The 26204-nt window shown below is 70.6% G+C and carries 16 protein-coding genes; 9 read left to right on the top strand and 7 right to left on the bottom strand.

Annotated elements, in window-relative coordinates; all coding sequences use genetic code 11:
- Positions 1-3 precede the first annotated feature (3 nt).
- From ACIRS4_RS19525 to ACIRS4_RS19515, 3 genes are all read left to right on the top strand, one after another.
- Positions 4-213, top strand: coding sequence for an acyl-CoA carboxylase epsilon subunit (locus ACIRS4_RS19525; RefSeq protein WP_404197207.1), 210 nt, complete (start codon positions 4-6; stop codon positions 211-213).
- A gap of 109 nt (positions 214-322) precedes the next feature.
- The gene (gene mmpB, locus ACIRS4_RS19520; RefSeq protein WP_278044759.1) at positions 323-451 is read left to right on the top strand and encodes a morphogenic membrane protein MmpB; all 129 of its coding nucleotides are present in this window, start codon (positions 323-325) and stop codon (positions 449-451) included.
- 43 nt (positions 452-494) lie between these two features.
- Positions 495-1112 (top strand): Maf family protein, encoded by a 618-nt coding sequence (locus tag ACIRS4_RS19515; protein WP_404197203.1) that lies wholly within the window; start codon positions 495-497, stop codon positions 1110-1112.
- Here ACIRS4_RS19515 and ACIRS4_RS19510 read toward each other — a convergent pair.
- Complete coding sequence (locus ACIRS4_RS19510; RefSeq protein ID WP_404197200.1) at positions 1084-1680, bottom strand: hypothetical protein; 597 nt, start codon at positions 1678-1680, stop codon at positions 1084-1086. The two genes, ACIRS4_RS19515 and ACIRS4_RS19510, sit on opposite strands and share 29 nt — an antisense overlap.
- Before the next feature lie 377 nt (positions 1681-2057).
- On the opposite strand from ACIRS4_RS19510, the gene ACIRS4_RS19505 reads away from it, so the two are divergent.
- Positions 2058-3830 carry an acetyl/propionyl/methylcrotonyl-CoA carboxylase subunit alpha gene (locus ACIRS4_RS19505; RefSeq protein ID WP_404197197.1) on the top strand — a complete coding sequence of 591 codons (1773 nt, stop codon included), beginning with the start codon at positions 2058-2060 and terminating at the stop codon, positions 3828-3830.
- A 107-nt stretch (positions 3831-3937) separates the two neighbouring features.
- Here ACIRS4_RS19505 and ACIRS4_RS19500 read toward each other — a convergent pair whose 3' ends face one another.
- Positions 3938-4906, bottom strand: coding sequence for a DeoR/GlpR family DNA-binding transcription regulator (locus tag ACIRS4_RS19500; RefSeq protein WP_404197195.1), 969 nt, complete (start codon positions 4904-4906; stop codon positions 3938-3940).
- Between the two features lie 207 nt (positions 4907-5113).
- Positions 5114-6562: an NAD(P)H-quinone dehydrogenase gene (locus ACIRS4_RS19495; protein WP_404197192.1), complete on the bottom strand. Its 1449-nt coding sequence runs from the start codon at positions 6560-6562 to the stop codon at positions 5114-5116.
- A 102-nt stretch (positions 6563-6664) separates the two neighbouring features.
- Between ACIRS4_RS19495 and ACIRS4_RS19490 the strand changes: the two genes are divergently transcribed.
- The 3 genes from ACIRS4_RS19490 to ACIRS4_RS19480 all read left to right on the top strand — a co-directional run bounded on the left by ACIRS4_RS19490 (position 6665) and on the right by ACIRS4_RS19480 (position 9912).
- Positions 6665-7105, top strand: a complete 441-nt coding sequence (locus ACIRS4_RS19490; protein ID WP_404197189.1) for a gamma-glutamylcyclotransferase — start codon at positions 6665-6667, stop codon at positions 7103-7105.
- Positions 7106-7228: 123 nt separating this feature from the next.
- Positions 7229-8053 (top strand): purine-nucleoside phosphorylase, encoded by an 825-nt coding sequence (locus ACIRS4_RS19485; RefSeq protein WP_358795704.1) that lies wholly within the window; start codon positions 7229-7231, stop codon positions 8051-8053.
- A gap of 227 nt (positions 8054-8280) precedes the next feature.
- A complete protein-coding gene (locus ACIRS4_RS19480; protein WP_404197186.1) occupies positions 8281-9912 on the top strand; it encodes a phospho-sugar mutase in 1632 nt (543 codons plus the stop codon).
- Between the two features lie 114 nt (positions 9913-10026).
- Here the strand turns inward: ACIRS4_RS19480 and ACIRS4_RS19475 are convergent, their stop codons facing one another.
- From ACIRS4_RS19475 to ACIRS4_RS19460, 4 genes are all read right to left on the bottom strand, one after another.
- Positions 10027-10479 carry an SUKH-3 domain-containing protein gene (locus tag ACIRS4_RS19475; RefSeq protein ID WP_404197184.1) on the bottom strand — a complete coding sequence of 151 codons (453 nt, stop codon included), beginning with the start codon at positions 10477-10479 and terminating at the stop codon, positions 10027-10029.
- Positions 10476-21167 (bottom strand): LamG-like jellyroll fold domain-containing protein, encoded by a 10692-nt coding sequence (locus tag ACIRS4_RS19470; protein WP_404197181.1) that lies wholly within the window; start codon positions 21165-21167, stop codon positions 10476-10478. Before ACIRS4_RS19470 ends, ACIRS4_RS19475 begins: the two co-directional genes overlap by 4 nt.
- A 184-nt stretch (positions 21168-21351) precedes the next feature.
- Positions 21352-21969: a BMP family ABC transporter substrate-binding protein gene (locus tag ACIRS4_RS19465; RefSeq protein WP_404197178.1), complete on the bottom strand. Its 618-nt coding sequence runs from the start codon at positions 21967-21969 to the stop codon at positions 21352-21354.
- Positions 21970-22312: 343 nt separating this feature from the next.
- A complete protein-coding gene (locus ACIRS4_RS19460; RefSeq protein ID WP_404197175.1) occupies positions 22313-23047 on the bottom strand; it encodes a PH domain-containing protein in 735 nt (244 codons plus the stop codon).
- 624 nt (positions 23048-23671) lie between these two features.
- On the opposite strand from ACIRS4_RS19460, the gene ACIRS4_RS19455 reads away from it, so the two are divergent.
- The gene (locus tag ACIRS4_RS19455) at positions 23672-24478 is read left to right on the top strand and encodes an IPT/TIG domain-containing protein (protein ID WP_404197172.1); all 807 of its coding nucleotides are present in this window, start codon (positions 23672-23674) and stop codon (positions 24476-24478) included.
- A 763-nt stretch (positions 24479-25241) separates the two neighbouring features.
- Entirely contained in the window at positions 25242-26204 is a 963-nt protein-coding gene (deoC, locus tag ACIRS4_RS19450) for a deoxyribose-phosphate aldolase (protein ID WP_404197170.1), read from the top strand.

Here is a 26204-nt window from a genome sequence, read left to right as displayed (position 1 = left end):
GCTGTGATCAAGGTCGTTCGAGGCAATCCGACCCCGGAGGAGCTGGCCGCCGCCCTGGCGGTGGTCCGCGCCCGCGCCGCGGCGGCGGCGGCCCAGCCGTCCGGCGCGGACCTCGCCCCCAAGGACGCATGGTCCGACCCGTCCCGGATAGCGGCCCGCCGGGTCCCGCAACCGGGACGGTCGTCCTGGTCCCGCACCTACTGGCCGAGCTGAGAGCAGATCTTCAGGAGCGCGGGGAACCGCGCACAGAGGGACAACCCGGGGCATGTTTTTGAGTACCCGTACTCAGGCACCGGCCCCGGCCAGGCCGCACGCTGGTGGAATGCTGTGGTCCGACCCGAAGAACGAGCCGCCCGACGAACTCCGCGCCATGCAGGAGACGCTGAGACGGCTCGGTCTCTTCCTCGCGGTGGCCATGCTGGTGGCGCTGCTGGTGCTGGCCCTCGGGTGAAGCGGCCGGACCGCGCCGAGCGCCGGCCGATACGCTTGACCGCATGACCGATCAGCCGCGCCGCCGCCTCGTCCTCGCCTCTCAGTCCCCCGCCCGGCTGGGCCTGTTGCGACAGGCGGGACTCGCTCCCGAGGTGATCGTGAGCGGGGTCGACGAGGACGCCGTCACCGCCCCCACCCCGGCCGAGCTGGCGCTGGCCCTGGCCGAGGCGAAGGCCTCCGTCGTGGCGGCGAAGCCCGAGGTCAAGGGTGCGCTGGTGATCGGCTGCGATTCGGTCCTCGACCTGGACGGCCAGGCGCTGGGCAAGCCGGCGGACGCCGAGGAGGCCACCGCCCGCTGGAAGGGGATGCGCGGCCGCGCGGGCACGCTCCAGACCGGTCACTGCGTCTACGACACCGCCGCCGGGCGGTACACCTCCGCCGTGGCCTCCACGGTGGTCCACTTCGGCGAGCCGACGGACGAGGAGATCGCCGCGTACGTCGCCTCGGGCGAGCCGCTCCACGTCGCGGGCGCCTTCACCCTCGACGGCCGCTCGGCGCCCTTCATCAACGGCATCGACGGCGACCACGGCAACGTCATCGGCATCAGTCTGCCCCTCGTCAGGCGACTGCTGGCCGAGCTGGGCGTGGGCATCACGGAGCTGTGGTCACCAGCGCGGTGACCGCAGGCCCGCCGCCGGAGGGACCGGCGCCCGAGGGGCCGTGCCCCGACGGACCCTCGCCTTCGGGGCCGTCGCCCGACGGACCGTGCCCGGACGGACGGACGTCCGACGGGCCGCCCGCCGGCGGACCTGCGTCCGAGGGCGCGGTGGACGCCGGTTCGGTGGCGGGCGGGCCCTCCTGGCGGTCGTAGCCCATCAGCAGCAGGACGATCAGCGCGAGCACGACCATCATGAAGGCGAACGCCGACCGGCCCACCAGGCCCCAGCTGAAGGCGCCCAAGAGGCCGTGCACCACGGCGGCGCTGACCAGCAGGATGCGGCCGAGGCCGGCCGGCGGGCGGTCGCGGATCAGCACCAGCAGGGTGACCACCCCGCACAGCACGAAGTACAGGCCGAAGACGAGCCCGCCGATCTTCGACGAGGTCGACATCACGTCAGGGTCCAGCCCCGCGAGGGACATGTGCTGACGGTCCACGACCACGCCGAGGAACCAGTTCAGCGCCGCCACACCGAGCGCCTCGGCGAACAGCACCAGCGTCACCACCGCAGCCACCGGCCTGCGCACCACCGGCCCCACCCACTTTCGACCCGGCCCCGAGCGGGGCCCTCGTTACTCCAAGTACGTGCGTTCGTGACATCGCGAACGCTACTAACGGGTAAACCGCGGGACAAGGGTTCCGCGGGCGGCAAAGAATCGTTGGGCCATTCGTAGGGACTCCACAAAGAAACGGAGTGGGCCGCAGCACGTGCTCACAGAGACCTTGGCCACAATGGAGGGCTAGGGTTTCCGGGAGGAGTGCTGCGTACGGCGGTACTACAAGGGATTTCGCGGTCGAGTGAGCCTCGCATCACGCTCCGTGTGGGCAAGCTCACCTCTGGGGACGGGTCGAAGAGCCGTGTCGGCAGTCCCTAAACTCGGCTTGTTTCAAGGAGGGAGCCTCAATCGTGCGCAAGGTGCTCATCGCCAACCGTGGCGAAATCGCAGTCCGCGTGGCCCGGGCGTGCCGGGATGCCGGTATCGCGAGCGTGGCCGTATACGCGGACCCGGACCGGGACGCTCTGCATGTCCGCGCCGCGGATGAGGCGTTCGCCCTGGGCGGTGACACACCGGCGAGCAGCTATCTGGACATCGGCAAGGTGCTGACCGCCGCGCGTGAGTCCGGTGCGGACGCCGTCCATCCGGGGTACGGCTTCCTCTCGGAGAACGCCGAGTTCGCCCAGGCGGTGCTGGACGCGGGTCTGATCTGGATCGGTCCGCCGCCGCAGGCCATCCGTGACCTGGGTGACAAGGTGGCCGCCCGTCATATCGCCCAGCGGGCCGGCGCGCCGCTGGTGGCGGGCACGCCGGATCCGGTGTCCGGCGCGGACGAGGTCGTCGCCTTCGCCGAGGAGCACGGTCTGCCGATCGCGATCAAGGCCGCTTTCGGTGGCGGCGGGCGGGGTCTGAAGGTCGCCCGGACGCTGCAGGAAGTGCCCGAGCTGTATGAGTCGGCGGTGCGGGAGGCGGTCGCCGCGTTCGGCCGCGGCGAGTGCTTCGTCGAGCGCTACCTCGACAAGCCGCGCCATGTGGAGACGCAGTGCCTGGCCGACCGGCACGGCAACGTGGTCGTGGTGTCCACCCGCGACTGCTCGCTGCAGCGCCGCCACCAGAAGCTGGTCGAGGAGGCCCCGGCGCCGTTCCTGTCCGACGAGCAGCTCGCCGAGCTGTACTCCTCCTCCAAGGCCATCCTGAAGGAGGCCGGCTACGTCGGCGCCGGCACGGTGGAGTTCCTCGTCGGTCTGGACGGGACGATCTCCTTCCTGGAGGTCAACACCCGTCTCCAGGTGGAGCACCCGGTCACCGAGGAGGTCGCCGGCATCGACCTCGTGCGGGAGATGTTCCGGATCGCCGACGGCGAGGAGCTCGGCTACGGCGACCCGGCGCTGCGCGGTCACTCCTTCGAGTTCCGCATCAACGGCGAGGACCCGGGCCGGGGCTTCCTGCCCGCTCCGGGCACGGTCACGCTCTTCGACGCGCCGTCGGGTCCGGGTGTGCGTCTGGACGCGGGCGTGGAGTCGGGCAGTGTGATCGGCCCGGCGTGGGACTCGCTGCTGGCGAAGCTGATCGTCACCGGCCGCACCCGTAAGGAGGCGCTGGAGCGGGCCGCCCGCGCGCTGGAGGAGTTCCAGGTCGAGGGCATGGCGACGGCGATCCCCTTCCACCGCGCGGTGGTCAGGGACCCGGCGTTCGCGCCGGAGCTGACCGGCTCGGCCGATCCGTTCACGGTCCACACCCGCTGGATCGAGACCGAGTTCGTCAACGAGATCAAGCCCTTCACCGCTCCCGGCGACGCGGAGACGGACGAGGAGCCCGGCCGTGAGACGGTCGTCGTCGAGGTCGGCGGCAAGCGTCTGGAGGTCTCGCTGCCGTCGTCGCTGGGCATGTCGCTGGCCCGCACCGGCCTGGCCGCCGGCGCCAAGCCCAAGCGCCGCGCGGCGAAGAAGTCCGGCCCCGTCGCCTCCGGCGACACCCTCGCCTCCCCGATGCAGGGCACCATCGTCAAGATCGCGGTCGAGGAAGGCCAGGAGGTCCAGGAAGGCGACCTGATCGTCGTCCTGGAAGCCATGAAGATGGAGCAGCCGCTGAACGCGCACCGCTCCGGCACGGTCAAGGGCCTGTCCGCGGAGGTGGGCGCGTCGGTCACGTCGGGCGCGGCGATCTGCGAGATCAAGGACTGACACAGAGGCACACGCGCCGAGGCGCCCGCGGGATCCCTGGGATCCGGCGGGCGCCTCGCCGTACATCGGGAGTGGATTCCCGGCCCGGCCCCCTTCGGGGGTCCGGCTCAGCGGCGGCGGAGATCCGCGACGCGGGCCGCCCGCTCACCCCCCGGGGTCTGCTCCCCGCCCAGCACCGCGGCCGTGCGCAGTCCGTTCGCGCCGGGGACCTGGCCCCGGCGGGGGGCGGGCAGGGGGACGTCCCGGCGCTGCTGCTGACGGCGCGCCGGGACCGCGTCACCCCCCGGGTTTCCCGACGCCCCGGCCACGGCGATCTGCACCCCCTGGTCGGCGAGGGCCTGGAGTTCGGTGGCGGCGCGGTCGTCGTGGGCGGGCGGTTCGTCGGTCACCAGACGGGTGATGACGTCCGTCGGCACGGTCTGGAACATGGTGTCGGTGCCCAGCTTGGTGTGATCGGCGAGGACGACGACCTCGGCGGCGGCCTGCACCAGCGCCCGGTCCACGGACGCGGAGAGCATGTTGGACGTGGACAGTCCGCGCTCGGCGGTGAGTCCGCTTCCGGAGAGGAAGGCCCGCGAGACCCGCAGTCCCTGGAGGGACTGCTCGGCCCCGCTGCCGACGAGGGCGTAGTTGGACCCTCGGAGCGTGCCGCCGGTCATCACTACCTCCACCCGGTTCGCGTGGGCCAACGCCTGAGCCACCAGCAGGGAGTTGGTGACGACGGTCAGGCCTGGCACCCGGGCGAGGCGGCGCGCGAGCTCCTGGGTGGTGGTACCCGCCCCGACCACGATGGCCTCGCCCTCTTCCACGAAGTTGGCGGCGAGGTCGGCGATGGCGGTCTTCTCGGCGGTCGCGAGATGGGACTTCTGCGGAAAGCCGGACTCCCGCGTGAAACCGCCCGGCAATACCGCACCGCCGTGCCGGCGGTCGAGGAGTCCTTCTGCCTCCAGTGCGCGCACGTCCCGCCGTACGGTCACTTCGGAGGTCTGGACGACGCGGGCGAGCTCACGGAGCGACACGGCTCCGTTGGCTCGCACCATTTCGAGGATCAATTGGCGACGTTCTGCAGCGAACACGAAACTGACAGTAACGCGGGCGACCGTCTGCTTTCAGCTCTTTGCGCCGAATAATAGAAGTTGTTCGCACAGTAGGGACAGAGGTGGTATAGGGGTCTAGTTGCCTCGCCTATGCCATCCGCACGGGCCACAACTCCCCGTGACCAGCGGGGAGTCGATTCCGGCCGACCCCCCAGGGCCTGGTGGGCGCCCTGCGCGGCCCGGCCCTCAGGCCTCGTCCCCCGCCTTGCGCGTGTGCAACTGCCGCGCGACTTCGGCGATCGAGCCCGACAGCGACGGGTACACCGTGAAGGCCTTCGCGATCTGTTCGACCGTCAGATTGTTGTCGACGGCGATCGAGATGGGGTGGATGAGCTCCGAGGCGCGCGGCGCCACGACCACACCGCCGACCACGATCCCCGTGCCCGGGCGGCAGAAGATCTTGACGAAGCCGTCCCGGATGCCCTGCATCTTCGCGCGCGGGTTGCGCAGCAGCGGCAGCTTGACGACCCGGGCGTCGATCTTGCCCGCGTCCACGTCGGCCTGGGTGTAGCCGACGGTGGCGATCTCGGGGTCGGTGAAGACGTTGGAGGAGACCGTCTTGAGGTTGAGCGGGGCCACCGCGTCGCCGAGGAAGTGGTACATGGCGATGCGGCCCTGCATGGCGGCGACGGAGGCGAGCGCGAAGACGCCGGTCACGTCGCCGGCGGCGTACACGCCGGGGGCGGTCGTGCGGGAGACCTTGTCGGTCCAGATGTGCCCGGAGTCGCGGACCCTGACGCCCGCTTCCTCGAGGCCGAGCCCCTCGCTGTTGGGGATCGCGCCGACGGCCATCAGACAGTGCGAGCCGGTGATGACCCGGCCGTCGGCGAGCGTCACCTCGACCCGGTCGCCGACGCGCTTGGCGGACTGCGCGCGGGAGCGGGCCATCACGTTCATGCCGCGGCGGCGGAAGACGTCCTCCAGGACGGCGGCGGCGTCCGGGTCCTCGCCGGGCAGCACCCGGTCCCGGGACGACACCAGCGTCACCTTGGAGCCCAGGGCCTGGTAGGCGCCGGCGAACTCGGCGCCGGTCACGCCGGAGCCGACCACGATGAGCTCCTCGGGCAGCTCCCGCAGGTCGTAGACCTGGGTCCAGTTGAGGATGCGCTCGCCGTCGGGCTGGGCGTCGGGCAGCTCGCGCGGGTGACCGCCGGTGGCGATGAGGACGGCGTCGGCGGTGAGGGTCTCCTCGGTGCCGTCGGCGGCGGTGACCACGACCTTGCGGGAGCCGTCCAGGGACTGCATGCCCTCCAGCCGGCCGCGCCCCCGCAGCACGCGCGCGCCGGCGCGGGTCACGGAGGCGGTGATGTCGTGCGACTGCGCGAGCGCGAGCCGCTTCACGCGCCGGTTGACCTTGTGCAGGTCCACCCCGACCACCCGGGCCGCCTGCTCCAGCGGCGGGGTGTCGTCGGCGACGATGATGCCCAGCTCCTCGTAGGAGGAGTCGAAGGTGGTCATCACCTCCGCCGTGGCGATGAGCGTCTTCGACGGCACGCAGTCGGTGAGCACCGACGCCCCGCCCAGACCGTCGGCGTCGACGACGGTCACCTCCGCGCCGAGCTGCGCGGCCACCAGGGCCGCTTCATAGCCGCCGGGTCCGCCACCGATGATCACGATCCGAGTCACGTACTCCATTGTCCCGCACGCGTCGACGCGGCACTTCCCCGGGGGGCGGGCGGTGCCCGAGTGGCGGCGGACACCTCGGTGGCCTCGCCCGGGCTGCCGTACTCTCGACCCATGTCGCTCTACGCCGCGTACGCCGGCAACCTCGACGCGCGGCTGATGACCCGCCGCGCCCCGCACTCCCCGCTGCGCGCGACGGGCTGGCTGAACGGCTGGCGGCTGACCTTCGGCGGCGAGCACATGGGCTGGGAGGGCGCGCTCGCGACGATCGTGGAGGACCCCTTCTCGCAGGTCTTCGTGGCGCTGTACGACATCGCCCCCATGGACGAGGAGTCCCTGGACCGCTGGGAGGGCGTCGGCAGCCTCGACGTCTACCGGCGCACCCGGATCCGCGCCCACACCCTCGACGGCGAGGAGCAGGGCTGGACGTACGTCCTCAACGGCTACGAGGGCGGCCTGCCGTCGGCCCGCTACCTCGGCGAGATCGCCGACGCGGCGGAGTCGGCGGGAGCACCACACGATTACGTGATGGAACTGCGGAAGCGGCCCTGCTGAGGCGGCAGCCCACGACCGGTGAGCGGTCGTCCGAGCCGCTGGTTGGAAACGACAAGGCAACGATCCCCATCCCGTCGGGTTCCTCATCTACGCGCGTAGGCCGATCCGGGCTACCCTCATCGCGTGAACGCATCTCTTCTCCCGGACGACATCCAGGGCGACCCTTACGGGGCCGCCGACGCCGCCGCGGCGCGGCTGCGCGAACTGACCGGCGCCGAGACCCACGACGTCGCCCTCGTGATGGGCTCCGGCTGGGCACCGGCCGTGGACGCCCTGGGCGCGCCGGACGCCGAGTTCCCGGTCACCGAGCTGCCCGGCTTCCCGCCGCCGGCGGTCGAGGGCCACGGCGGCAAGATCCGCTCGTACCGGATCGGCGAGAAGCGCGCCCTGGTCTTCCTGGGCCGCACCCACTACTACGAGGGCCGCGGCGTGGCCGCCGTCGCCCACGGCGTGCGGACCGCGGTGGCGGCCGGCAGCAAGACGATCGTCCTGACCAACGGCTGCGGCGGCCTGCGCGAGGGCATGCGCCCCGGCCAGCCGGTCCTGATCAGCGACCACCTCAACCTGACGGCGACCTCCCCGATCGTCGGCGCGAACTTCGTCGACCTCACGGACCTCTACTCGCCGCGGCTGCGGACGCTGTGCAAGGAGATCGACTCCTCGCTGGAGGAGGGCGTCTACGCCCAGTTCCCCGGCCCGCACTACGAGACGCCGGCGGAGATCCGGATGGCGCGCACGATCGGCGCCGACCTGGTGGGCATGTCCACGGTCCTCGAGGCCATCGCCGCGCGGGAGGCGGGCGCGGAGGTGCTGGGCATCTCCCTCGTCACCAACCTCGCCGCCGGCATGACCGGCGAGCCGCTGAACCACGAGGAGGTTCTGCAGGCCGGGCGGGACAGCGCGACGCGGATGGGATCGCTGCTGGCGCAGGTGCTGGGCCGGCTGTAGGGCCGACCCGGCGTTCGGGGGCACCGCCCCTGAAACCCACCGGGGGCTGCCGCCCCCGGGCTCGCCCGCTCCCCATCGGGGTGAGGCCGTCCAGCCCGTCCGGCGTTCGAGGACGAGGCCCGTTCAGGGCCGGAGCGGGGGCCCGGGGGCGGCAGCCCCCGAGGACGGGACGGGAAGGGGCGGCGGGGGCGAGGAAACCCACGACCACACGAGAGGCTGACCCAACCGTGCACGACGACCTGACCGCCCGCGCCCAGACGTGGCTCGCCGAGGACCCCGACCCGGAGACCCGCGAGGAACTCGCGAAGCTCCTCGACGCGGGAGACGTCACCGAGCTGACCGCCCGCTTCTCCGGCACCCTCCAGTTCGGCACCGCAGGCCTGCGGGGCGAACTCGGGGCCGGCCCCATGCGCATGAACCGCGCCGTCGTCATCCGCGCCGCCGCCGGCCTGGCCGCGTACCTCAAGGCCAAGGGCCAGGGCGACGGCCTCGTCGTCATCGGCTACGACGCCCGCCACAAGTCGGCGGAGTTCGCGCAGGACACCGCCGCCGTGATGACGGGAGCGGGCCTGCGCGCGGCCGTCCTCCCCCGCCCCCTCCCCACCCCCGTCCTGGCGTACGCCATCAGGCACCTGGGCGCGGTCGCCGGCGTCGAGGTCACCGCCAGCCACAACCCGCCCCGCGACAACGGCTACAAGGTCTACCTGGGCGACGGCTCCCAGATCGTCCCGCCGGCCGACGCGGAGATCGCCGCCGAGATCGCCGCCGTCCGCTCGCTGGACGACGTACCGCGCCCGGAGTCCGGCTGGCAGACGCTGGACGACTCCGTCCTGGATGCGTACCTGGCCCGCACGGACGCGGTCCTCGACCCCGCCTCCCCCCGCACGGCCCGCACGGTCTACACGGCGATGCACGGCGTCGGCAAGGACGTCCTCCTCGCCGCGTTCGCCCGCGCCGGCTTCCCCGAGCCGGTCCTCGTCGCCGAACAGGCCGAACCCGACCCGGACTTCCCGACGGTCGCCTTCCCCAACCCGGAAGAGCCCGGCGCGATGGACCTCGCCTTCGCGAAGGCCCGCGAGAGCGACCCGGACCTGGTCATCGCCAACGACCCGGACGCCGACCGCTGCGCGGTGGCGGTCAAGGACGGCGGCGACTGGCGCATGCTGCGCGGCGACGAGGTCGGCGCGCTGCTCGCGGCCCACCTGGTCGCCCGCGGCGCGCGGGGCACGTTCGCCGAGTCGATCGTCTCCTCGTCGCTGCTGGGCCGGATCGCCGAGAAGGCGGGCCTGCCCTACGAGGAGACCCTCACCGGCTTCAAGTGGATCGCCCGCGTGGACGGTCTGCGCTACGGCTACGAGGAGGCGCTCGGCTACTGCGTCGACCCCGAGGGCGTCCGCGACAAGGACGGCATCACGGCGGCCCTCCTCATCACGGAACTGGCCTCGCAGCTCAAGTCGGAGAACCGCACGCTGCTTGACCTCCTGGACGACCTGGCCGTCGAGCACGGCCTGCACGCGACCGACCAGTTGTCGGTCCGCGTGGAGGACCTGTCGGTCATCGCGAACGCGATGACCCGCCTGCGCGAGCACCCGCCGACCACGCTCGCCGGTCTCCGGGTCACCCGGGCCGAGGACCTCACCCAGGGCACGGACACTCTCCCCCCGACCGACGGCCTGCGCTACACCCTGGACGGCGCCCGCGTCATCGTCCGCCCGAGCGGCACGGAGCCCAAGCTGAAGTGCTACCTGGAGGTGGTGGTCCCGGCCCCGGCCCACGCCGACCTCCCGACGGCGCACGCGAAGGCGACGGACCTCCTGACAGCGATCAAGCACGACCTCTCGGCGGCGGCCGGCATCTGACCCGACCCGAGGGAGTTCGGCACACCACAAATGACAGGCGCCCTGCGAAAACGCAGGGCGCCTGTCATTTGGCATCCGAGCCCTCATGCAGAACTGTGGCTGATTTCAGCGCGCTCAGAAGAAGGTCTTGTCCCAGTCGCCGGAAATCAGAGCCAGCACGGATTTCACGAACCCGTTGCCCACGTACTGCATTCCCGCGTCTCCACCGAGAAACACGTCGCCATCACGCGCCATCAGAACCACTTCTTCGGTGGCGAATGCAGACCCGACGGGGACCAGAGGGCGACCCACTCTACGAGAGTAGATACGAATGTTTCCCGGATAGAAAGAGAGCGCCTCTTCAGCATCGATGGTCACCCCCACCTCCGTTCCGCGATACATCCATGAAATGGAGCACTCTCGGTACTCCGAGAGGAAACTGAGAAGTTCCGTCTCCACCGGATAGCCGGCTTCTTCGTAGAGTCCTGCCACCCGCTCGACAGAAGCCTCCCCCAGGTCCACTCGCGTGGCACCAGGGAACGCGTCCCGCAGCCTCTGTCGCCGGGCGTTCTCGTTGGATTCGCTCATCCGGTCAACACCTTCCTGACTGCCCCCGGAACCCACACTTTACAGTTGTCGCACATCGGGAACTTCTTACCCTTCTGGTTGAGCGTGATGATATCCAGGTTCTCCAAAGAGGCTCCGTCGTTCAGGGCATTGGTGCACATACGCGCCTCTGCGCATACGCCCGGCGGGCGACCAGCGGGGTGCTGGGATTCACCCGGAAGCCGCGATGTCACATCTGGGTGAAGCCCGTCCTCAGGCCCGCTCTCGCCGTAGTACGTCTTACCGGTGGTTCGGTCACGTCCCACACTGAACGCGCCCGGAAAGAAGCCATCGTCAGAAAGCCCGGCCTTGATCTGGTTGATCCGAGCTCGGCCGAGCTGGGTCAGCTCCTGCCGAAGATCGACCTCGTCGCAATTGTGCACCAGTACCGGCGTGGCACCCGCGAGCACATGGTACGTGTGCAGGCTCTCGACGCTGAGGTCGTACGTGACCCTCTGCGCCGTGTACGACTTGATCTCGACGATGCGGGTCGCCGCCCCGTCGGCGTTCTGGAGGGTCTGGCCCGGCTTGAGGTCGCCCGCCTGGGTCCAGCTGTTGTGGCTGACCTCGTAGAACTGGTGGTGCTTGGTGGTCTGGATCGCCTTCTTGCCGGACTTGGTGGCTACGACGACGTCGACGTAGTCACGGTCGGTCTTGGTGACGATGACCGCCTTGACGCGGTGCTTCTCCTTCTTCTTCTTGCCGGGTTCAGCGGTCAGGACGTAGTCGCCGACCTTGACCTCGGATATCTGCTTGACGGCGCCGTTGGCCATCAGCACACCGGTGAGACCGGTGAAGCTGTGCCTCGCGGGGACGCGGCAGCTTGCCGCCGGCGTCTCGTCGGACTTGGACGACTTGCCCTTGCCGCCGTACTTGCTCGCCGCCGCTCCGAAGATGCCGCCGACCACCGCGCCGGTCGCCGTCGCCTTGGCCGCGCCGCTCGCGCTGCAGCCTTCCTCGCTCGCCGCGCAGCTGATGCCGTAGCCGACCGCGCCTTCGGCAGCGCCGCCCGCGGCGCCCATGGCCGCGCCCTGCGCCACCTTGCCGCCGACGCCCGCCAGCAGGCGACCGACCGCGCCGGAGGCCGCGCCGCCCACAGCGCCGCCGACGGCTCCGGTCACGGCGCCGATCGCCATCGAACCGAGAAGCCCGCCGACCGACTTGGGACCGTCGCTCATCATGTAGCCGACGCCGTTGGCCGCCGCGCCCGCCAGGGCCGCGCAGGCCAGGACGCCACCGCCCAAGGTGGCTCCCGTACAGCCGGCGAAGACCACCACACCCACAGCGACCGAGACGATGGTCGCCGCATGCTGCTTGACGTAATTGGCTGAGGCCTTGGCTGCCTTCTTCAGGCCTCTGCCGATCTTCTTGGCCGCCTTCTTGCCGGCCGCGACCGCCTTCTTGGCGACGTGTTTGACGGCCTTGGCCACCGCCCGTGCCGTCTTCTTGACCTTGTGGACGACGCGATGGACCTGGCGTTTGGCGTACTTGTAGGCCCGCTTGGCGTATCTCTTGACCTTCTTGACGCTGTCCTGGACGTACCGCACCGCCTTGCGTACCGCGCGGTGCGCCTTGCGTACGACCTTCTTGACCGCGCGCTTGACGGCCTTCGCGACCTTGCGGACCTTCTTCGCGGCCTTCTTGACCGCGGCCTTGCCCTTCTTCCAGGTCGACTTGACGGCCGACTTGGCCTTCTTCGCGGCCTTCTTGACGGTCTTCTTGAAGCTCTTCACCAGGCCGCCGATGGACCAGTGGCCCGTCGGGTCCATCTCCGTCATCGGGTTCTGGTTGGCGAAGGAGTAGCGGTTGGCGTTCACCGACGCCGGCAGCGGGCTGTTGGACACCGTGTCACGGCTGTCGAACTGCCCGGTCTCCGGCGAGTACCAGCGCGCGGCCATGTTGACCTTGGCCGTCTCCGGGTCGGTCCAGCCCGACTGGTAGCCGAGGTTGCCCAGCATGCCGGTGGTGGCGGTGACCTTGCCGAACGGCGCGTACGTCGTCGAGCCCGACAGCGTCTCGGCGGCGTCGGTGAACTGGGCCACCACGTCGTCGTGGAGGTCGGTCCACACCAGCACCGACGACAGGGCCGTCTTCACGCCCGCGAGCGAACCGTCCGCCCCGCGGCTGTAGACGGCGGAGCCGTCGGAGGCCACGTCGTTGCCCAAGCCGCTGTACCGGAAGGAGAAGGCCTCCGCGCCGGTCTCGTCCTTGGCGTTGAGCACCCGGTCGAGGCCGTCGTAGGCGTACGTGCGGTCGCCCTCGCTGATCACGCGGTTGAAGGCGTCCGCCTTGACCGACGTCTGCCGGCCGCTCTCGTCCGTCGTGGTCTTCATGGTGCCGCGCGCGGTGTACGCGTACGTGGAGTGCCCGTCCGAGGTGAGCCGGTTGCGGGCGTCGTAGGTGTAGGTGTCGCCGCCGACGCGGGTGCGGTTGCCCGAGGCGTCGTAGCCGTAGACCTCCGTCGTCGTCCCGTTGTTCCACGACGTCAGGCGGTTCGCCCAGTCGTAGGTGTAGGTGTTCGTGGCCGCGCCCGTGACGCCCGTCGTCGTCTTCGACGTCAGGTTGTCGTTCTCGTCCCAGCCGTACGCGAGGGACGCCACCGTCTTGCCGGTGGGCGAGGTCAGCTTCTCCGACGTCGGCCGTTGCAGCGCGTCGTAGGAGAACTCCCTCTTGGCCTTGCCGCTGCCGAGGTCGATCTGCTTGACCTTGCTGTCGACGTCGTAGGAGTACGTCATCGTCGTGCCGGTGGCGCCGTCGACCTGCGTCTTCAGGCGGCCGGCCGTGTCGTAGGCGTACGTCGAGGTGCCCGAGGCGTCCGTCCGGGACGTCATCGCGCCGTCGCCGTCATAGGCGAAGGACGAGGCGCCGGACGGTCCCGACGTCGACAGGAGCAGGTCCCGGTCGTCGTACGTGAACGTGTCCCTGCCGGTGTCGGAGTCCGTGCCCGTCACCGAGGTGACGCGGTCGTCGGAGTCGTAGGCGTAGGTGTGGTCGACCGTCTCGGCCTCCGCGCCGGTGCCGGACTGCTTCACCAGCCGGCTCTTGGCGTCGTACTCCTGGGTGACGACGACTCCGCCCGGGGAGCGCTGCTCCTTGGTGCGGCCGGCCGCGTCGTACACCGTGGTGAAGGTGCGGTCGGCGAGGTCGGGGTGGGCCGGGGTGGACGGTTCGATCACCGACTCGGGCAGCCCCCACGTGTTGTAGGTCGTGATGAACGGGTTGCCGCGGCCGTCGGTGAAGCGCGTGGGGTTGCCCGCCACGTCGTAGCCGAAGGTCGTGGTGATGGACTCGGTGGCCGAGACGGGTTCGACCGCCTTGGTGACCAGGCCCGTCGGGTCGTACGTGTACGTCGTGCTGTGCCCGCGGGGGTCGGTCGCCGACACCGCGTTGCCCGCGCGGTCGTACGCCGTGCGGCTGGTGCGCAGCACCGCGCCCGACGTGTCCAGGTCGCTGGTCTCCGTCAACTGGCCGTAGCCGTCGTAGGTGTTGCGGGTGCCGGTGCCGTCCGGGTTCGTCGCGGTGAGGACGTCGCCGTCCATGGTGTACGTGAACTTCGAGGTGTTGCCGGCGCCGTCGGTCACCTCTGTGACCTCGCCGAGCGCGTTGTACTTGTACGACTCGGCCACACCCGCCGCGCTCACGGTCCGGGACAGGTCGCCGCCCGGCGCGTCGTACTCGTTGATCGACGTGTACGCCCGCTGCGTCGGCTGACGCACGATGTCCGTGCTGGTCAGCTCACGCCCGAGGTAGTCCCAGGTCGACTCCTCGCGCGCCCCGCCGGGCCGCGTGGCCGACAGCAGGTCGCCGTTGGTGGAGTAGACGAACGTGGACTTGCCGCCGCCGGGCTCGGTGACCGAGGCCACGTCGCCGAGCTGGGTGTAGGTGTACGTCGTGCGGTTGCCCAGCGGGTCGACCTCCGCGGTGACCTGGCCGAGCTCGTTGTACTCGTTCCAGGCGGTCGCGGTGACCGGGGTGGTGGACCCCGGCGCGGTGTAGCCCGGGGACGTGGTCGAGGTCTCCTGCCCCTCCGCGTCGTAGGCGACGGTCGTGACGTTGCCGAGCGGGTCGGAGGTCTCCGTCGTCTCGCCGAAGGTGTTGTAGCCCGTCATCGAGATCGGGCGGACGGAGGAGGCCGCGCCGCCGCCGGTCTCCGCGTTGACGGCGGGCTCGGTGACCGTGGTCTGCTGCGCCGCCTCGTCGTAGCCGTAGTCGGTGGTGTTGCCGACCGCGTCGGTCATCGACGTGGGCAGGCCGCGCTGGTCCAGCTTCCATGTCGTCGTGCGGACCGAACTGCCCGCCGCGGGAAGCGTGCCGCCGTACACCGCGGACACCTGGGAGGCGGTCAGCGCCTCGCCGTAGACCTGGACGTCGGCGATGGCGGCCTGCGTGTTCTCGGCGTAGGCGCCGTTGTACAGACGCCGTCCGAGCTGGAGCGGACCGGTGGACTCCCAGGGGGTGGTGAAGGCGGTCGTGGTCCCGGACTGGGCGCCGTTGACGTACAGCTTGAGCGACGCGGAGGCCTGGTCGTACACACCGGTGAGGTGGGTCCAGACGCCCGACGTCACCGCCGAGGTGCCGGAGGAGGCGCGAATGGTCGCCGCGTTGGTCGCGTCGGCCGCGTGGCGGTTGAAGGTCCAGCCGTACGCCGTGGAGTAGTACAGCTGGAAGCCGCTGGCGGTCTTGCCGTCCTGGGCGACGACGTCGCTGTTGGCGGTGGTCGAGTTGAGCTTGACCCACGCCGAGACGGTGAAGCTGCCACCGGTGTTGACGGCGGGCCCGCTCGACTGGGCGTAGGAGCCCGCGCCCTTGACGACGATCGCTCCGCCCTTCTCGGTGGAGCGGGTCACGGCGCTGGTCAGCGTCAGCTTGTTGTTGCCGCCCGAGGAGTCCTGAGCGGTGAGGCCGCTGGTCTCGGCCAGCTTCCAGCGGGCCACGGGGGCGGTGGTGCCGTCGTGGACGGTGGTGCCGGTGATGTTGCCGAGGTTGTCGTAGCGACTGTCCACCTGGTCGGTGTCACCGGTCGCCGGGTCGGTCTCGGACTCGGTCACGACGTTGTCGTCCGGGTCGTAGGAGACCTTCGTGGTGCGGTTGACGCCGGTCGGGTCGAGCACCGACGAGGTGACGCGGTCGGCGGCGTCCACCGCGAACGTGGTGGTGGTGCGGCCGTCATTGGTGACCTGCTTGATCAGGTTGCCGGCCAGGTCGTAGGTGTTGTCCTGCTCGACGAACTGCTTGCCGGTCGCCGGGTCCTTGCGCACGACCGACGCCGCGAGGCCGTCGTCGGTGTAGGTGTACGCCGTCACCCAGCCCATCGCGTCGGTGAGGGAGGCGAGCCGTCCCGCCGGGTCGTAGGCCCGGGACTCCTGGACCAGGGTGCTCGGCGACTTCGGGTCGTTCGGGTCGCCGGTGTGGTTCAGGAGGCTGGTGGTCAGCGGCCGCCCCTCGGCGTCGAAGGTGTAGGCGTTGACGTTGCCCTCGGGGTCGGTCTCCTTCACCTTGTTGCCGTAGACGTCGTACTCGAAGGACGTGGTGTCGCCGCCCGGGTCCGTCCGCGAGACGAGCCGGTTGTAGGCGTCGTACGTCATCGAGGTGGTGCGCGAGGCGTCTCCGCCGGTCAGGTCGGCGACGGTCTGCGACACGATGTTGCCGTCGTCGTCGAAGACGGTGGTCGACTTGGCCTGGTGCCTGGCGCCGGTGACGCGGTTGGTGACCGGGGGGCTGGTCTCGGTGACGACCTGGTCGTTCTTGTCGTACGTCCAGGAGGTGGTGAGGCCGCTCGGCTGGGCGTCGGAGATCTCCGTCTTGCTGCTCTGCCTGCCGATGTCGTCGTAGGTGTACTTGACCTTCGCGCCGTTGGCGTCGAGGGTCTCGGCGAGGTCTCCGTCGGCGAAGTAGACGTACTTCGTCCGCTTGCCGCCGGGAGTCGTGACCGTGTCCATCAGACCGGCCGGCGCGACCGCCGTGCCGCCCTCGGCGGCCGGCGTCGACGACGTGGTGTAGGTCGTGGACGCCGTACGGCCGCCCGGGTGACCTGCCACCGGCGGGCCGGTGACGGTGAGCAGGTTGCCGCCGGCGTCGTAGGTGTAGCTGGTCAGGTACGTGTTGTCGGTGGCGGACGCGGAGCGGGCGTCCCGCTCGGTGAGGAGCAGGTCGTTGCGCGGGTCCATCGCCGGGAAGGCGGTGGTCGCGTCGGGGTAGTACGTGTAGTACTCGGTGGCGCACTTGTCGGCGGCCGTGTCCTGGCAGTCGGTCTGCGAGACCGTGTTGCCGCGGATGTCGTGACCGGTGATGCTCCGGTTGCCGTTGGCGTCGGTCACCGTGTGCAGGAAGCCGGACGTGTCGTAACCGTACGTCGTCCGCTTGCCGTTGGTGTCGATCGCGGCCAGCAGACGGTTGCCCATCTCCGCGTCGTACACGTAGGTCAGGGTCTTGTCGGTCGGGTCGGTGAGCGTGACGGTGCGCACCGGTGCGACGCCGGACGAGGCCTTGTAGGCGGACCAGTGCTGCTCGACCTGGTCCTCGGTCAGGGCGTGGTCGTAGGCCGCGACCTCGGCGATGGAGCCGTTGAAGAAGCTCACGTCACCGGGCGAGCTGAACCACTTGTTGAAGCCCGCGCCGATGAACGTGCGGGTGTTGGACTGGTCGTTCACCCCGCTGGCGAGGTCGGCCTGCTTGACGCCGTCGACGTACAGGGTCTGCTTGGCGCCGTCGGCGGTCAGGACCGCGTGGTGCCAGACGTTGTCGGTGACGGCCTTCGTGGACCCGAAGTCCGCGTTCGCGGTGCCCGAACTCCACCAGTGACCGCGCAGCTTGCCGTCCGCGCCGACGTACAGCGTGGGAGTCCAGGTGCCGGACGGGGCGGACAGGGTCGGCGGCTGCGACTGGTCGGAGAGGAGCGTGCCGGGACGGGCGGTCTTGAACCACAGCTCGACGGCTCGTTGCGAGGAGCCGTGCCAGGGGGTGTACGGGATCTCGGCGTACGACGAGGTGCCGTTGAAGGAGGCGGCGGTCACGTCACCGGCGCCGAACGGGCCGGCCACGCCCTGCGTGACGGTGTTGTTCGTGCCGAAGCCGGTGTGCACCTCGTTCGCTGCCTGCGGCGCGCCGAGGGTGTCGGCGAGGCGCCAGTACCCGGTCGGGGCGGAACCCATGACCGCCGAGCGGTAGACCTGCGAAGAACCCTTGACGGCGGACGGGTTGAGCTTCCAAACGCCCCCGTCGCCGTCCGTGACCTGCTGGACGAGGTCGTCGGTCGTGCCGTACTCGACCTTCGCCTGGACCTTGCCGCCGGGCGTGGTGATCTTGTCGAGCAGTCCGGTGGACCGCTTGGCGGCCTGGAACTGCGCGGTGATCGCCGACGGGTCGAGGGGCTCCGAGTAGATCGCTGCCTCGGCCATCTGGCCGGTGTAGTGCCCGAGCTTGTCGTCCGGGTTCATCGCCGGCCAGCCATGGGTGTTCACACCCGCGCCGAGCGAGATCCAGGGCTGCTCCCAGTCGTTGATGGCGCCGGTCAGCGAGCCCTGGGAGACGCCGTCCAGGTACAGGGTCTGGCTGCTGGCCTGGCCCGTGAGGACCGCGTTGTGCCACTGGCCGTCGGTGACCGTGGCGGTGGAGACGGCGGTGGGGCTGCAGCTCGGCGACATGGCGAGGCAGCCGCGCAGCTTGCCGTCGGTGCCGACGTAGACCGCGGGGGTGTTCTTGGTCGTGTTGGCGACGGGGTCGGAGTCGCTCAGCGGCTTGTCGCCGTAGTAGAAGAGGACGCCTCCGGGCGTGGTGGTCTTGAACCACAGGGAGACCGTCATGTACGACGGCGTCGCGCCGGGCGCGGACGGCATCTCGACGTAGGACGTGGTGCCGTTGAAGGTGGCCGTCTTCTGGGTCGAGCCCGCCAGCAGGGAGGAGCTGCCCAGGGTCACATCGTGGTAGAGGCCGTTGTAGCGACCCTGGTTGGTGTCGACCGTGTCCGTGGCGACGGTCGTGCCGCTCGCCTCACCGAGCCGCCAGTAGGCGTAGGGGTCGGCGTCGAGGACCGTGGTGCGGTAGTGGTTGCCGGTGGCGTAGCCGTACGTGGTGCACTTGGCCGGGCTCGCCGGCGGGCAGACCGAGGTGAGCCGGTCGCCGGAGTAGCCGTACTTCCAGGTCTGGACGGTGGTCGCGTCACCCGTGACCGAGGGGTCGGTGGCGACGGAGTCGACGTGCGCGGCGCTCGCCCCGGAGGGGGTCGTCCAGGTCAGCGTCAGGGACCGCTTGGCCGTGCTGTTGGTGATCTTCGTCAGCTGCTTGGAGGCGTTGTACGTGAACGTCTCGGCGCGGCCGGCGTAGTCCTTGATGCCGGAGATCGCGTACGTGCCCGCCTTGGCGGTGGCCTGCTTGAAGGCGTACTCGGTGAACTCCTTGTCCGTCAGCGTGTATCCGCCGGACACCGCGAGCAGCCGGGCGTACCGGCCGAGCGGGGGCTGGAACGTGCCGTCGGTGTTGCGGCCGAAGGCGACCTGCTCACCGCCGGGGTAGGTGACGATCACGCTGGTGACCGCGCCGGAGGGGTCCTTGACCTCGGCGGCCTTCATGTCGGCGACCGTCGACCAGCCGGCGCCGAAGGCCTGGTCGGTGCGCGGGTCGAGGCTGTTGTAGGAGCGGTCGATCTGGAGCGAGGGGCCGACGACCTCGACGTCCGCGTCGGTGTCATCGGTGGTGTAGTTGCCGTCCGAGGGGTCGAAGTCGTGCCCGTCGGTGTTCTGGGCGAGGCCCGAGGTGACCGGCGGCTGCGGTACGGCGGTGGTGAAGCGGCTGGAGTAGGTCACTTCCTGGTAGCCGTCGGACACGCCGACGTACCAGGCGTAGTTCTTGGACCACTTGAGCTTGCCCGCGGGTATCTTCCAGCTGCCCTTGGCCAGGGCGCCGGACGTGACGACGGGGGTGGTGCTGCCGGAGTCGGCGTCGTACACCTCGAAGGTGTAGGTCAGGGCCGGGTTGGGCCACTTGTCGGCGTCGCTCGCGTAGACCAGCAGCTCCGGCTGGAGGGTGTTGGCCTGGAAGTTCTCCGGCGGGTACTGGGCGTTGACCTGCGGCTGGGTGTTGGCCGCGTAGGTCAGGTCCAGCGAGGGACGCATGGCGGCGGTCGCCGAGTCGTCGGAGTGGAACCGCTTCCAGTGCAGCCCGTCCGAGGTCGGAGCGGCCATCGCCAGACCGTAGTTGGCGCCGCCGGTGGCGACCTGCGTGAACCACGGCGTCGACAGCGTGACCGGCATCTTCACACCGACGTCGGTGCTGCCGTCGCTGTTGCTGCACGAGGCGCCGGGCGCGACGGTCGCCGTGCCGATGGCGGAACCGTACGAGGGACCGGGGTAGGCGGTGGTCGTCGAAGGCGACCACGACTGCGTCACCGGGTACACCGAGAACGGCGTCGCGGTGCACGTCGACGACCACATCGCGTACACGTTGAGGGTCGCGGCGGAGACCTTCTGGCCGGCGATCTTGGAGCTCAGCGTGGAGAACTGCAGGAAGGAGTTCGCCTTGTTGGTGCCCGAGTCGTACGAACCGACCTTGATCTGCGCCTCGTTGGAGCGGTTGATGCTCGCGTCGGACTGCACGTACGTCGCCTCGCTGGAGGCGACGACCGTCGTCGGATCGACGGTGACCGGGTAGACCCGCTCGGGGTCGTCCAGCCAGGCCCGGTCGGCGGTCATCCGCAGCGCCGGCTCGCCGTCCACGGTGGTGAGTTCGTAGGAGACCTGCTGCGAACGCGTGCCCTCGCCCGAGCGGGGGTCGATGCGGGAGTCGACCATGAAGGCGTGCGGGATGCTCGCGGTCACCTTGCCGTCGGCGCCGGTGAACTCCACGTCGCCGTTGTCGGCGAGGCGCGGGGTCAGCCCCTTGGCGTCCAGCCGGAACACCCAGGAGTCGGCCGCGTCCTTGGAGTGCAGGACGACGTTCTCCTTGAACCCGTCGGCGGTGGGGACGAGTTCCACGTCCGTGCCGGGCAGGACACCGGCGTAGACGAGGGTGCCGTCGCGCTTCTCGGCCGCCGTGACCTCGCGGGCGCCCTGGAGGGTGTACGACAGCGCGCGGCCGTCGCCGAGTTCGACGGAGGCCAGTTCCTCGTCGCGGGAGTCCGGGGCGAACTCGACGTCGAGGGAGTTGGCCTCCTGCGTGAACCGTCCGTCCTCGCCCTTGACCAGGCCGGTGTCGATCGGCTGCCAGGTGCCGTCGGCGTCCTTGAAGTTGGCCCGGCCGGTGTAGTGGCGGATCGTGGTGGAGCCGTCGGCGTTGACGAAGTAGTCCGACATGGCGGTGGACTTGGCCGCGTCACGCTCGCTGGTGGCGGGGTCGAAGCTCTTCGCCGTGGCGGTCGCGGAGCCCGTCGTGACCTTGTCGGTCTCGTCCACGGGCCGCTCGTACACGTCGAGTTCGCCCTTGCCCTCGCCCGGCGCGCGCCCCACCCCGTCGTCGGCGCTGGTGGCGGCGGTCGAGGCGGTGTGGCTCTTGCCCTCGGCGGTGCCGCCCTGCTGGTCGGGCGTGTCGAGCGGCGACTCACCGGCCCACTCCCACAGACCGGACAGCGACAGCTCGGGCATGCTCAGCGCGGGCAGCGTGGCGCCCGTCGCCGCCGCCGTCTCGGTGGTGAGGGTGAAGGAGAAGAAGACGAGAACAGATAGCGCCGTGGTCCTCATCCTGCGCCTGCCGGTTCGACCCGGCGGAAACAGGCGAGTACCACGCCCCCGTTGCTTGCGCATGGACAGCCTTTACGTGGTTCTTACAGAACCTCGCAAGGTTTGCTGATTCGCGAACAAAATTTCTACACGAGATCCCCATGTTTATGTGATCTTTACTGAGTGGTGATCAGTTTGCGGCTGTTCAGGACCTCTTGTCCGACGCGGCGTCCCGGATCTCCCGCTCCACCGCGGCCTTGAGACCCTCCCCCGGCGGTACGACGGTGACGTTGTTCTTCGCCGTCGCCACACCCTTGCCCACCACGAGGAACGGCAGGGACGGATGCTGGGGGGCGATCGCTTCGACGGCTTGTGCCTGCGGTGTGCCCACCGTCAGGACGACCTCGCACTGCCGCTGCACGAGCCCGTTGAGGAACGGCCGGACGTTGGCCGCCGACTGCTCCCCCGTGACCGGCACCCAGCTCACCCTGGCCCGGGTCTCCTCGGACGCCTGCTGCATCCCGTCCCACACCGAGGAGGCGACCGTCCCCTGGGCTATGCCGTCCGCACCGGTCAACAGGCAGGCGTCGACGTCCTGGTACTCCCGTGCCCGGGAGTCGGGGGGCCGGTTCCCGTCCTCGTCCCCGCCGAGGAGCAGCCACAGGCCGCCCGCCAGGGCGAGCAGCGCGACGGCGACACCGCCCGCCAACCTGCCCCGGCGGCTGCGCACCGCCTCCGCCACCCTGTTCACCAGGGCCGGGGCCCACGCCCCGCGCTCGGGGTTCTGCTTGCTGTTGCTGCGCCAATTGCGCCGGGTCTTCATGGGAAGCCCCCCTCGACTCTCGGGTCGGTGCGGCTGTGCACCGGTGACTGACTGGACGGTGGACCGCGCCCGATCGGACGGCGCGGGGGCCGGCCGGATCAGGCCGTATCGACGGTGACACCCGCGCCGACGACGCCCGCGACCGGCACGCCCCGGACGGGCACGTGCTCGGGCGTACGGCCCGCTGGGCACGCAGATGCCTACGGCCCGCTCGGCACGCTGATCGAGGGGCCGGGCGCGGCAGACGTCAGCGGATCGCGCCGGGGCCTCGCCCCGGGCCTCGTCGGTCGCGGGGGTGTCGCGTCATGGTCCCTCGGCGGTGGGAGGCGTGTCGCGCCGGGGTTCAGCCCAGGCCGAGCAGGATGCCGAGGAGCACCGCGCCCGCCGCCGCGGGGCCCATGATCTCCCAAGCCCAGCGGATCGTCACCTCGCCCTGGGCGCCGCCCGCCTTCTCCCGCACCTCGCGCAGGAGCCGCAGCTCGTGGATGATCTTGTCGCCTTCGGCTCTCACCGGGCCCTCGGGAGCGCCCGTACCGGTACGCGCGTTCGCGCCGCGCGCGGTCGGTTCGCCGCCGCCGAAGCCGCCGAACCCGCCCAGGCCCCCGGCTCGACGGCCGCCCCGGCCGCCGCCGCGTCCCTCGCGGTCCGCCTCCGCTCTGGCCTCCTGCCGGTTCGCCTTCTTGCGGGCGCGCAGGGAGACCGGGATCGCCCACAGCTGGAACTTCGCCCCGGCGTGGGTGACGACCTCGTTGGAATAGCCGGACCGGAGGGAGTCGACCTCGCCCCAGGGGAGTGCGATCACCCGGAACGGGTTGCGCACGCGCAGACGATCCTCGTTGGCGTACACCGCGGGGCGGACCGTGAACGCGACGATCAGCGGCACCAGAAGGAGCAGCGTCGCCAGCGCCAGCCACGGCGTGCGGCCCTTGCCGGCGAGGATCGCGTCGAGGCCGAGCCAGCCGACGAGCCCGAGCAGCAGCACTCCGGCCGCGATGCCGGAGGGGGACCGGTAGATGCGGTCCTTGGACTCGGGCGCCGGGGGCCGCGGTGCTGGTGACTGGTCTTCCGGGGTCGTCATGCCCCCGATTCTGCCGCAGCGCCCCGCGCCGGGCCGACCCGCCCGGACGCCGGGCGCCCGAGCGGCGGTGAGCGGGAACGCCGGCCTTTCCAAGCCCTCGGCCCCGCCCCCTCGCCGACGGGCCTCCTCTTCCACAACCACGCGGAGGTGAAACTCCCGTCCCGCCGTGAACAAGGGCGCAGACGGGCGCATCGGAAGGCCGGTACGGGCCGTACGGCGTCGGCGCAGGTCGCGCGCCCCGCCATACGGGTGATGTTCCGTCAGCTCTCTTGTCACTCCCTCACCCGCATGGATCAATGGACATACCGGTGGGCGGCCCATCCCATTCGGGGTAGCGCGTATCGCTGATGCTCGCGACCTGTCTCATGTGCGTCCGTCGCACATGCAGCCGCGCTGCAGCCCATGCCGAGCGCTGGACGACAGGTCTTCGGCGGCTCGTCGAAGGCCGTCACAGCGACCAAGATCGTGGCCTCTGACCCCGGCACCCTGATCGTCCGACGTCCCCACTCGGACCCTCTTCCCTGCCCATGCGGCAGTGCCGACCCGGCCCAGAACCACTCCGGCACCCGCGGGGCGCGAGCGCCGTGCCTCGCACACACCACAACCTCGTCCAGGAGGACAGCCATGTCTGCACCCAGCCTGCTCCCCGTCCTGTCGACGCCGACGCTGATCGCCGCCGTGCCCGGCTTCGGGCCGACCACCGGCGGCAACAGCGTCCTGCTCATCGGCACCAACCTCGGCGGCGCCACCTCGGTCACCTTCGGGGGCACACCCGCGACCATCGTCTCCCAGGACCTCTTCGGCTTCCTGATCACCGTGGTCGCGCCCCCGCACGCCGCCGGCAACGTGCCCGTCGTGGTGACCACCCCGGCCGGCGCGAGCACGCCCGCGAACTACACCTACGTGGGACCGGTCGTGCCGTCGCCGCCGACGGTCCTCGTCTTCACCCCGCCGACCGGCCCGACGACCGGCGGCACCCCCTTCACGATCGTGGGGACCAACCTCACCGGCGCCAGCGTCACCTTCGACGGGGTTCCCGCCGTCGGCGTGAACGTCGTCGCGGGCGTCCTGCTCACCGGCGTCACCCCGCCGCACGCCGCCGGGAACGTCCCCGTCGTCGTGACCACGCCGGCGGGCAGCACCACCGTCGCCGGCGGGTTCACCTACGTCGGTCTGCCGCTGCCCACGGCGGTCTCCATCACCCCGTCGGTGGGCGCCACCGTCGGCGGCACGCCGATCGCCATCATCGGCACCAACCTCGCCGGGGCCAGCGTGACCATCGGCGGCGTCCCGGCGACCAGCGTGGTCGTCGACGTCACCGGCACCGTGCTGGCGGCCATCACGCCGGCCGGAGTGGCCGGGAACGCGGCGGTCGTCGTGACGACGCCGGCCGGCAGTGTGACCGTCGCCGGCGGGTTCACCTACGTGTGACAGAGGCGCGTGCGGGCCGGACGGCGATCGCCGCCCGGCCCGCACGCGTGCGTGGGTCCCGTCACGGCGGCCGACGGACCACCGACCGGATTCCTCTGCTGCAAAATCGATCCTTCCCGCAGGGATCAAGGCCGGCAGGACGGCCTTCTCCATTAGCGATCGATGACGCATACACCGGACAATATTTTCAGTAATGGAATAGCGAACCACCCTCCCCTGGAATGCGCTCCTGAATACGCCCCTCCGATCGGGTGACGGGAGTTCATATCCCTTGCGGCATATTCCGCATTCTGCGTCACTGGAGGTATCCAACCGGTGGGCAGCCCAACCTCTCCGGGGGGCGCGGTGTCCGGCCCGGCCGCTGTCTGCCTTGCGCGTAGGGCAGCCCAGCATCGAGCTCGACGTCGCGATGGGCACCCCCCGAGAGGAATGGATCCCCCAGCCGGCGTCATTTCCTTGGCGCCGGCTGGGCGGTTGGTCATCCACCCCGCGAAAGTCCACAAAACGGCTCCTGCCGGACGGTGTGGACAATTCCCCGGTCAAGGCGCGGCAATTCAGATATCCGCCGGTGTTCGTCACTCCGGCGATGACCTCGCCTCTGGCGCCGCTCACCCCGTATTCACCATTCCCCGCCGGTTCCCGGCGGGAGGCCGCCGCAGCGCCGGCCCACCGGCGTGCCCACTGGACGCCACTCCGGAACCGCCCCCGATCCGCCGCCGGGGTGTACACCCGCTACGCGCGTAGATATGCTCGTCTGGTGACCATGCCCACCAATGCACCCACCGCAGCTCACGCACTCGCGGACGTCACGACGTCCGACAGCTCGCTGCGCCGCTTCCTCCACGGGCTGCCCGGCGTCGACACGGTCGGCCTGGAGGCGCGCGCCGCATCCCTCGGCACCCGATCCATCAAGACGACCGCGAAGGCGTACGCCATCGACCTGGCCATTTCCATGGTCGACCTGACGACGCTGGAAGGCGCGGACACCCCGGGCAAGGTCCGGGCGCTCGGCGCGAAGGCGGTCCACCCCGACCCCACCGACCGCACCACGCCCGCCACGGCCGCGGTCTGCGTGTATCCGGACATGGTGGCCGCCGCCAAGGCCGCCGTCGCCGGCTCCGGCGTGAAGGTGGCCTCCGTCGCCACCGCCTTCCCGGCCGGCCGCGCCGCGCTCGACGTGAAGCTTGCCGACGTCCGTGACGCCGTCGCCGCGGGCGCGGACGAGATCGACATGGTCATCGACCGCGGGGCGTTCCTCGCGGGCCGGTTCGGCAAGGTGTACGACGAGATCGTCGCCGTCAAGGAGGCCTGCGGCGACTCCGCCCGGCTCAAGGTCATCTTCGAGACGGGCGAGCTGTCGACCTACGACAACATCCGCCGCGCCAGCTGGATCGGCATGCTCGCGGGCGCCGACTTCATCAAGACGTCCACCGGCAAGGTGGCCGTCAACGCGACGCCCGCGAACACCCTCCTCATGCTGGAGGCCGTCCGCGACTTCCGCGCCCAGACCGGCGTCCAGGTCGGTGTGAAGCCGGCCGGCGGCATCCGCACCACCAAGGACGCGGTCAAGTTCCTCGTCCTGGTCAACGAGACCGTGGGCGAGGACTGGCTGGACAACCACTGGTTCCGCTTCGGCGCCTCCTCGCTGCTGAACGACCTGCTGATGCAGCGTCAGAAGCTGGCCACCGGCCGCTACTCCGGCCCCGACTACGTGACGGTGGACTGA

The organism is Streptomyces sp. NPDC101166 (genome assembly GCF_044768125.1).
Classification (GTDB): domain Bacteria; phylum Actinomycetota; class Actinomycetes; order Streptomycetales; family Streptomycetaceae; genus Streptomyces.
This window is presented reverse-complemented; position numbering and strand designations above follow the sequence as displayed.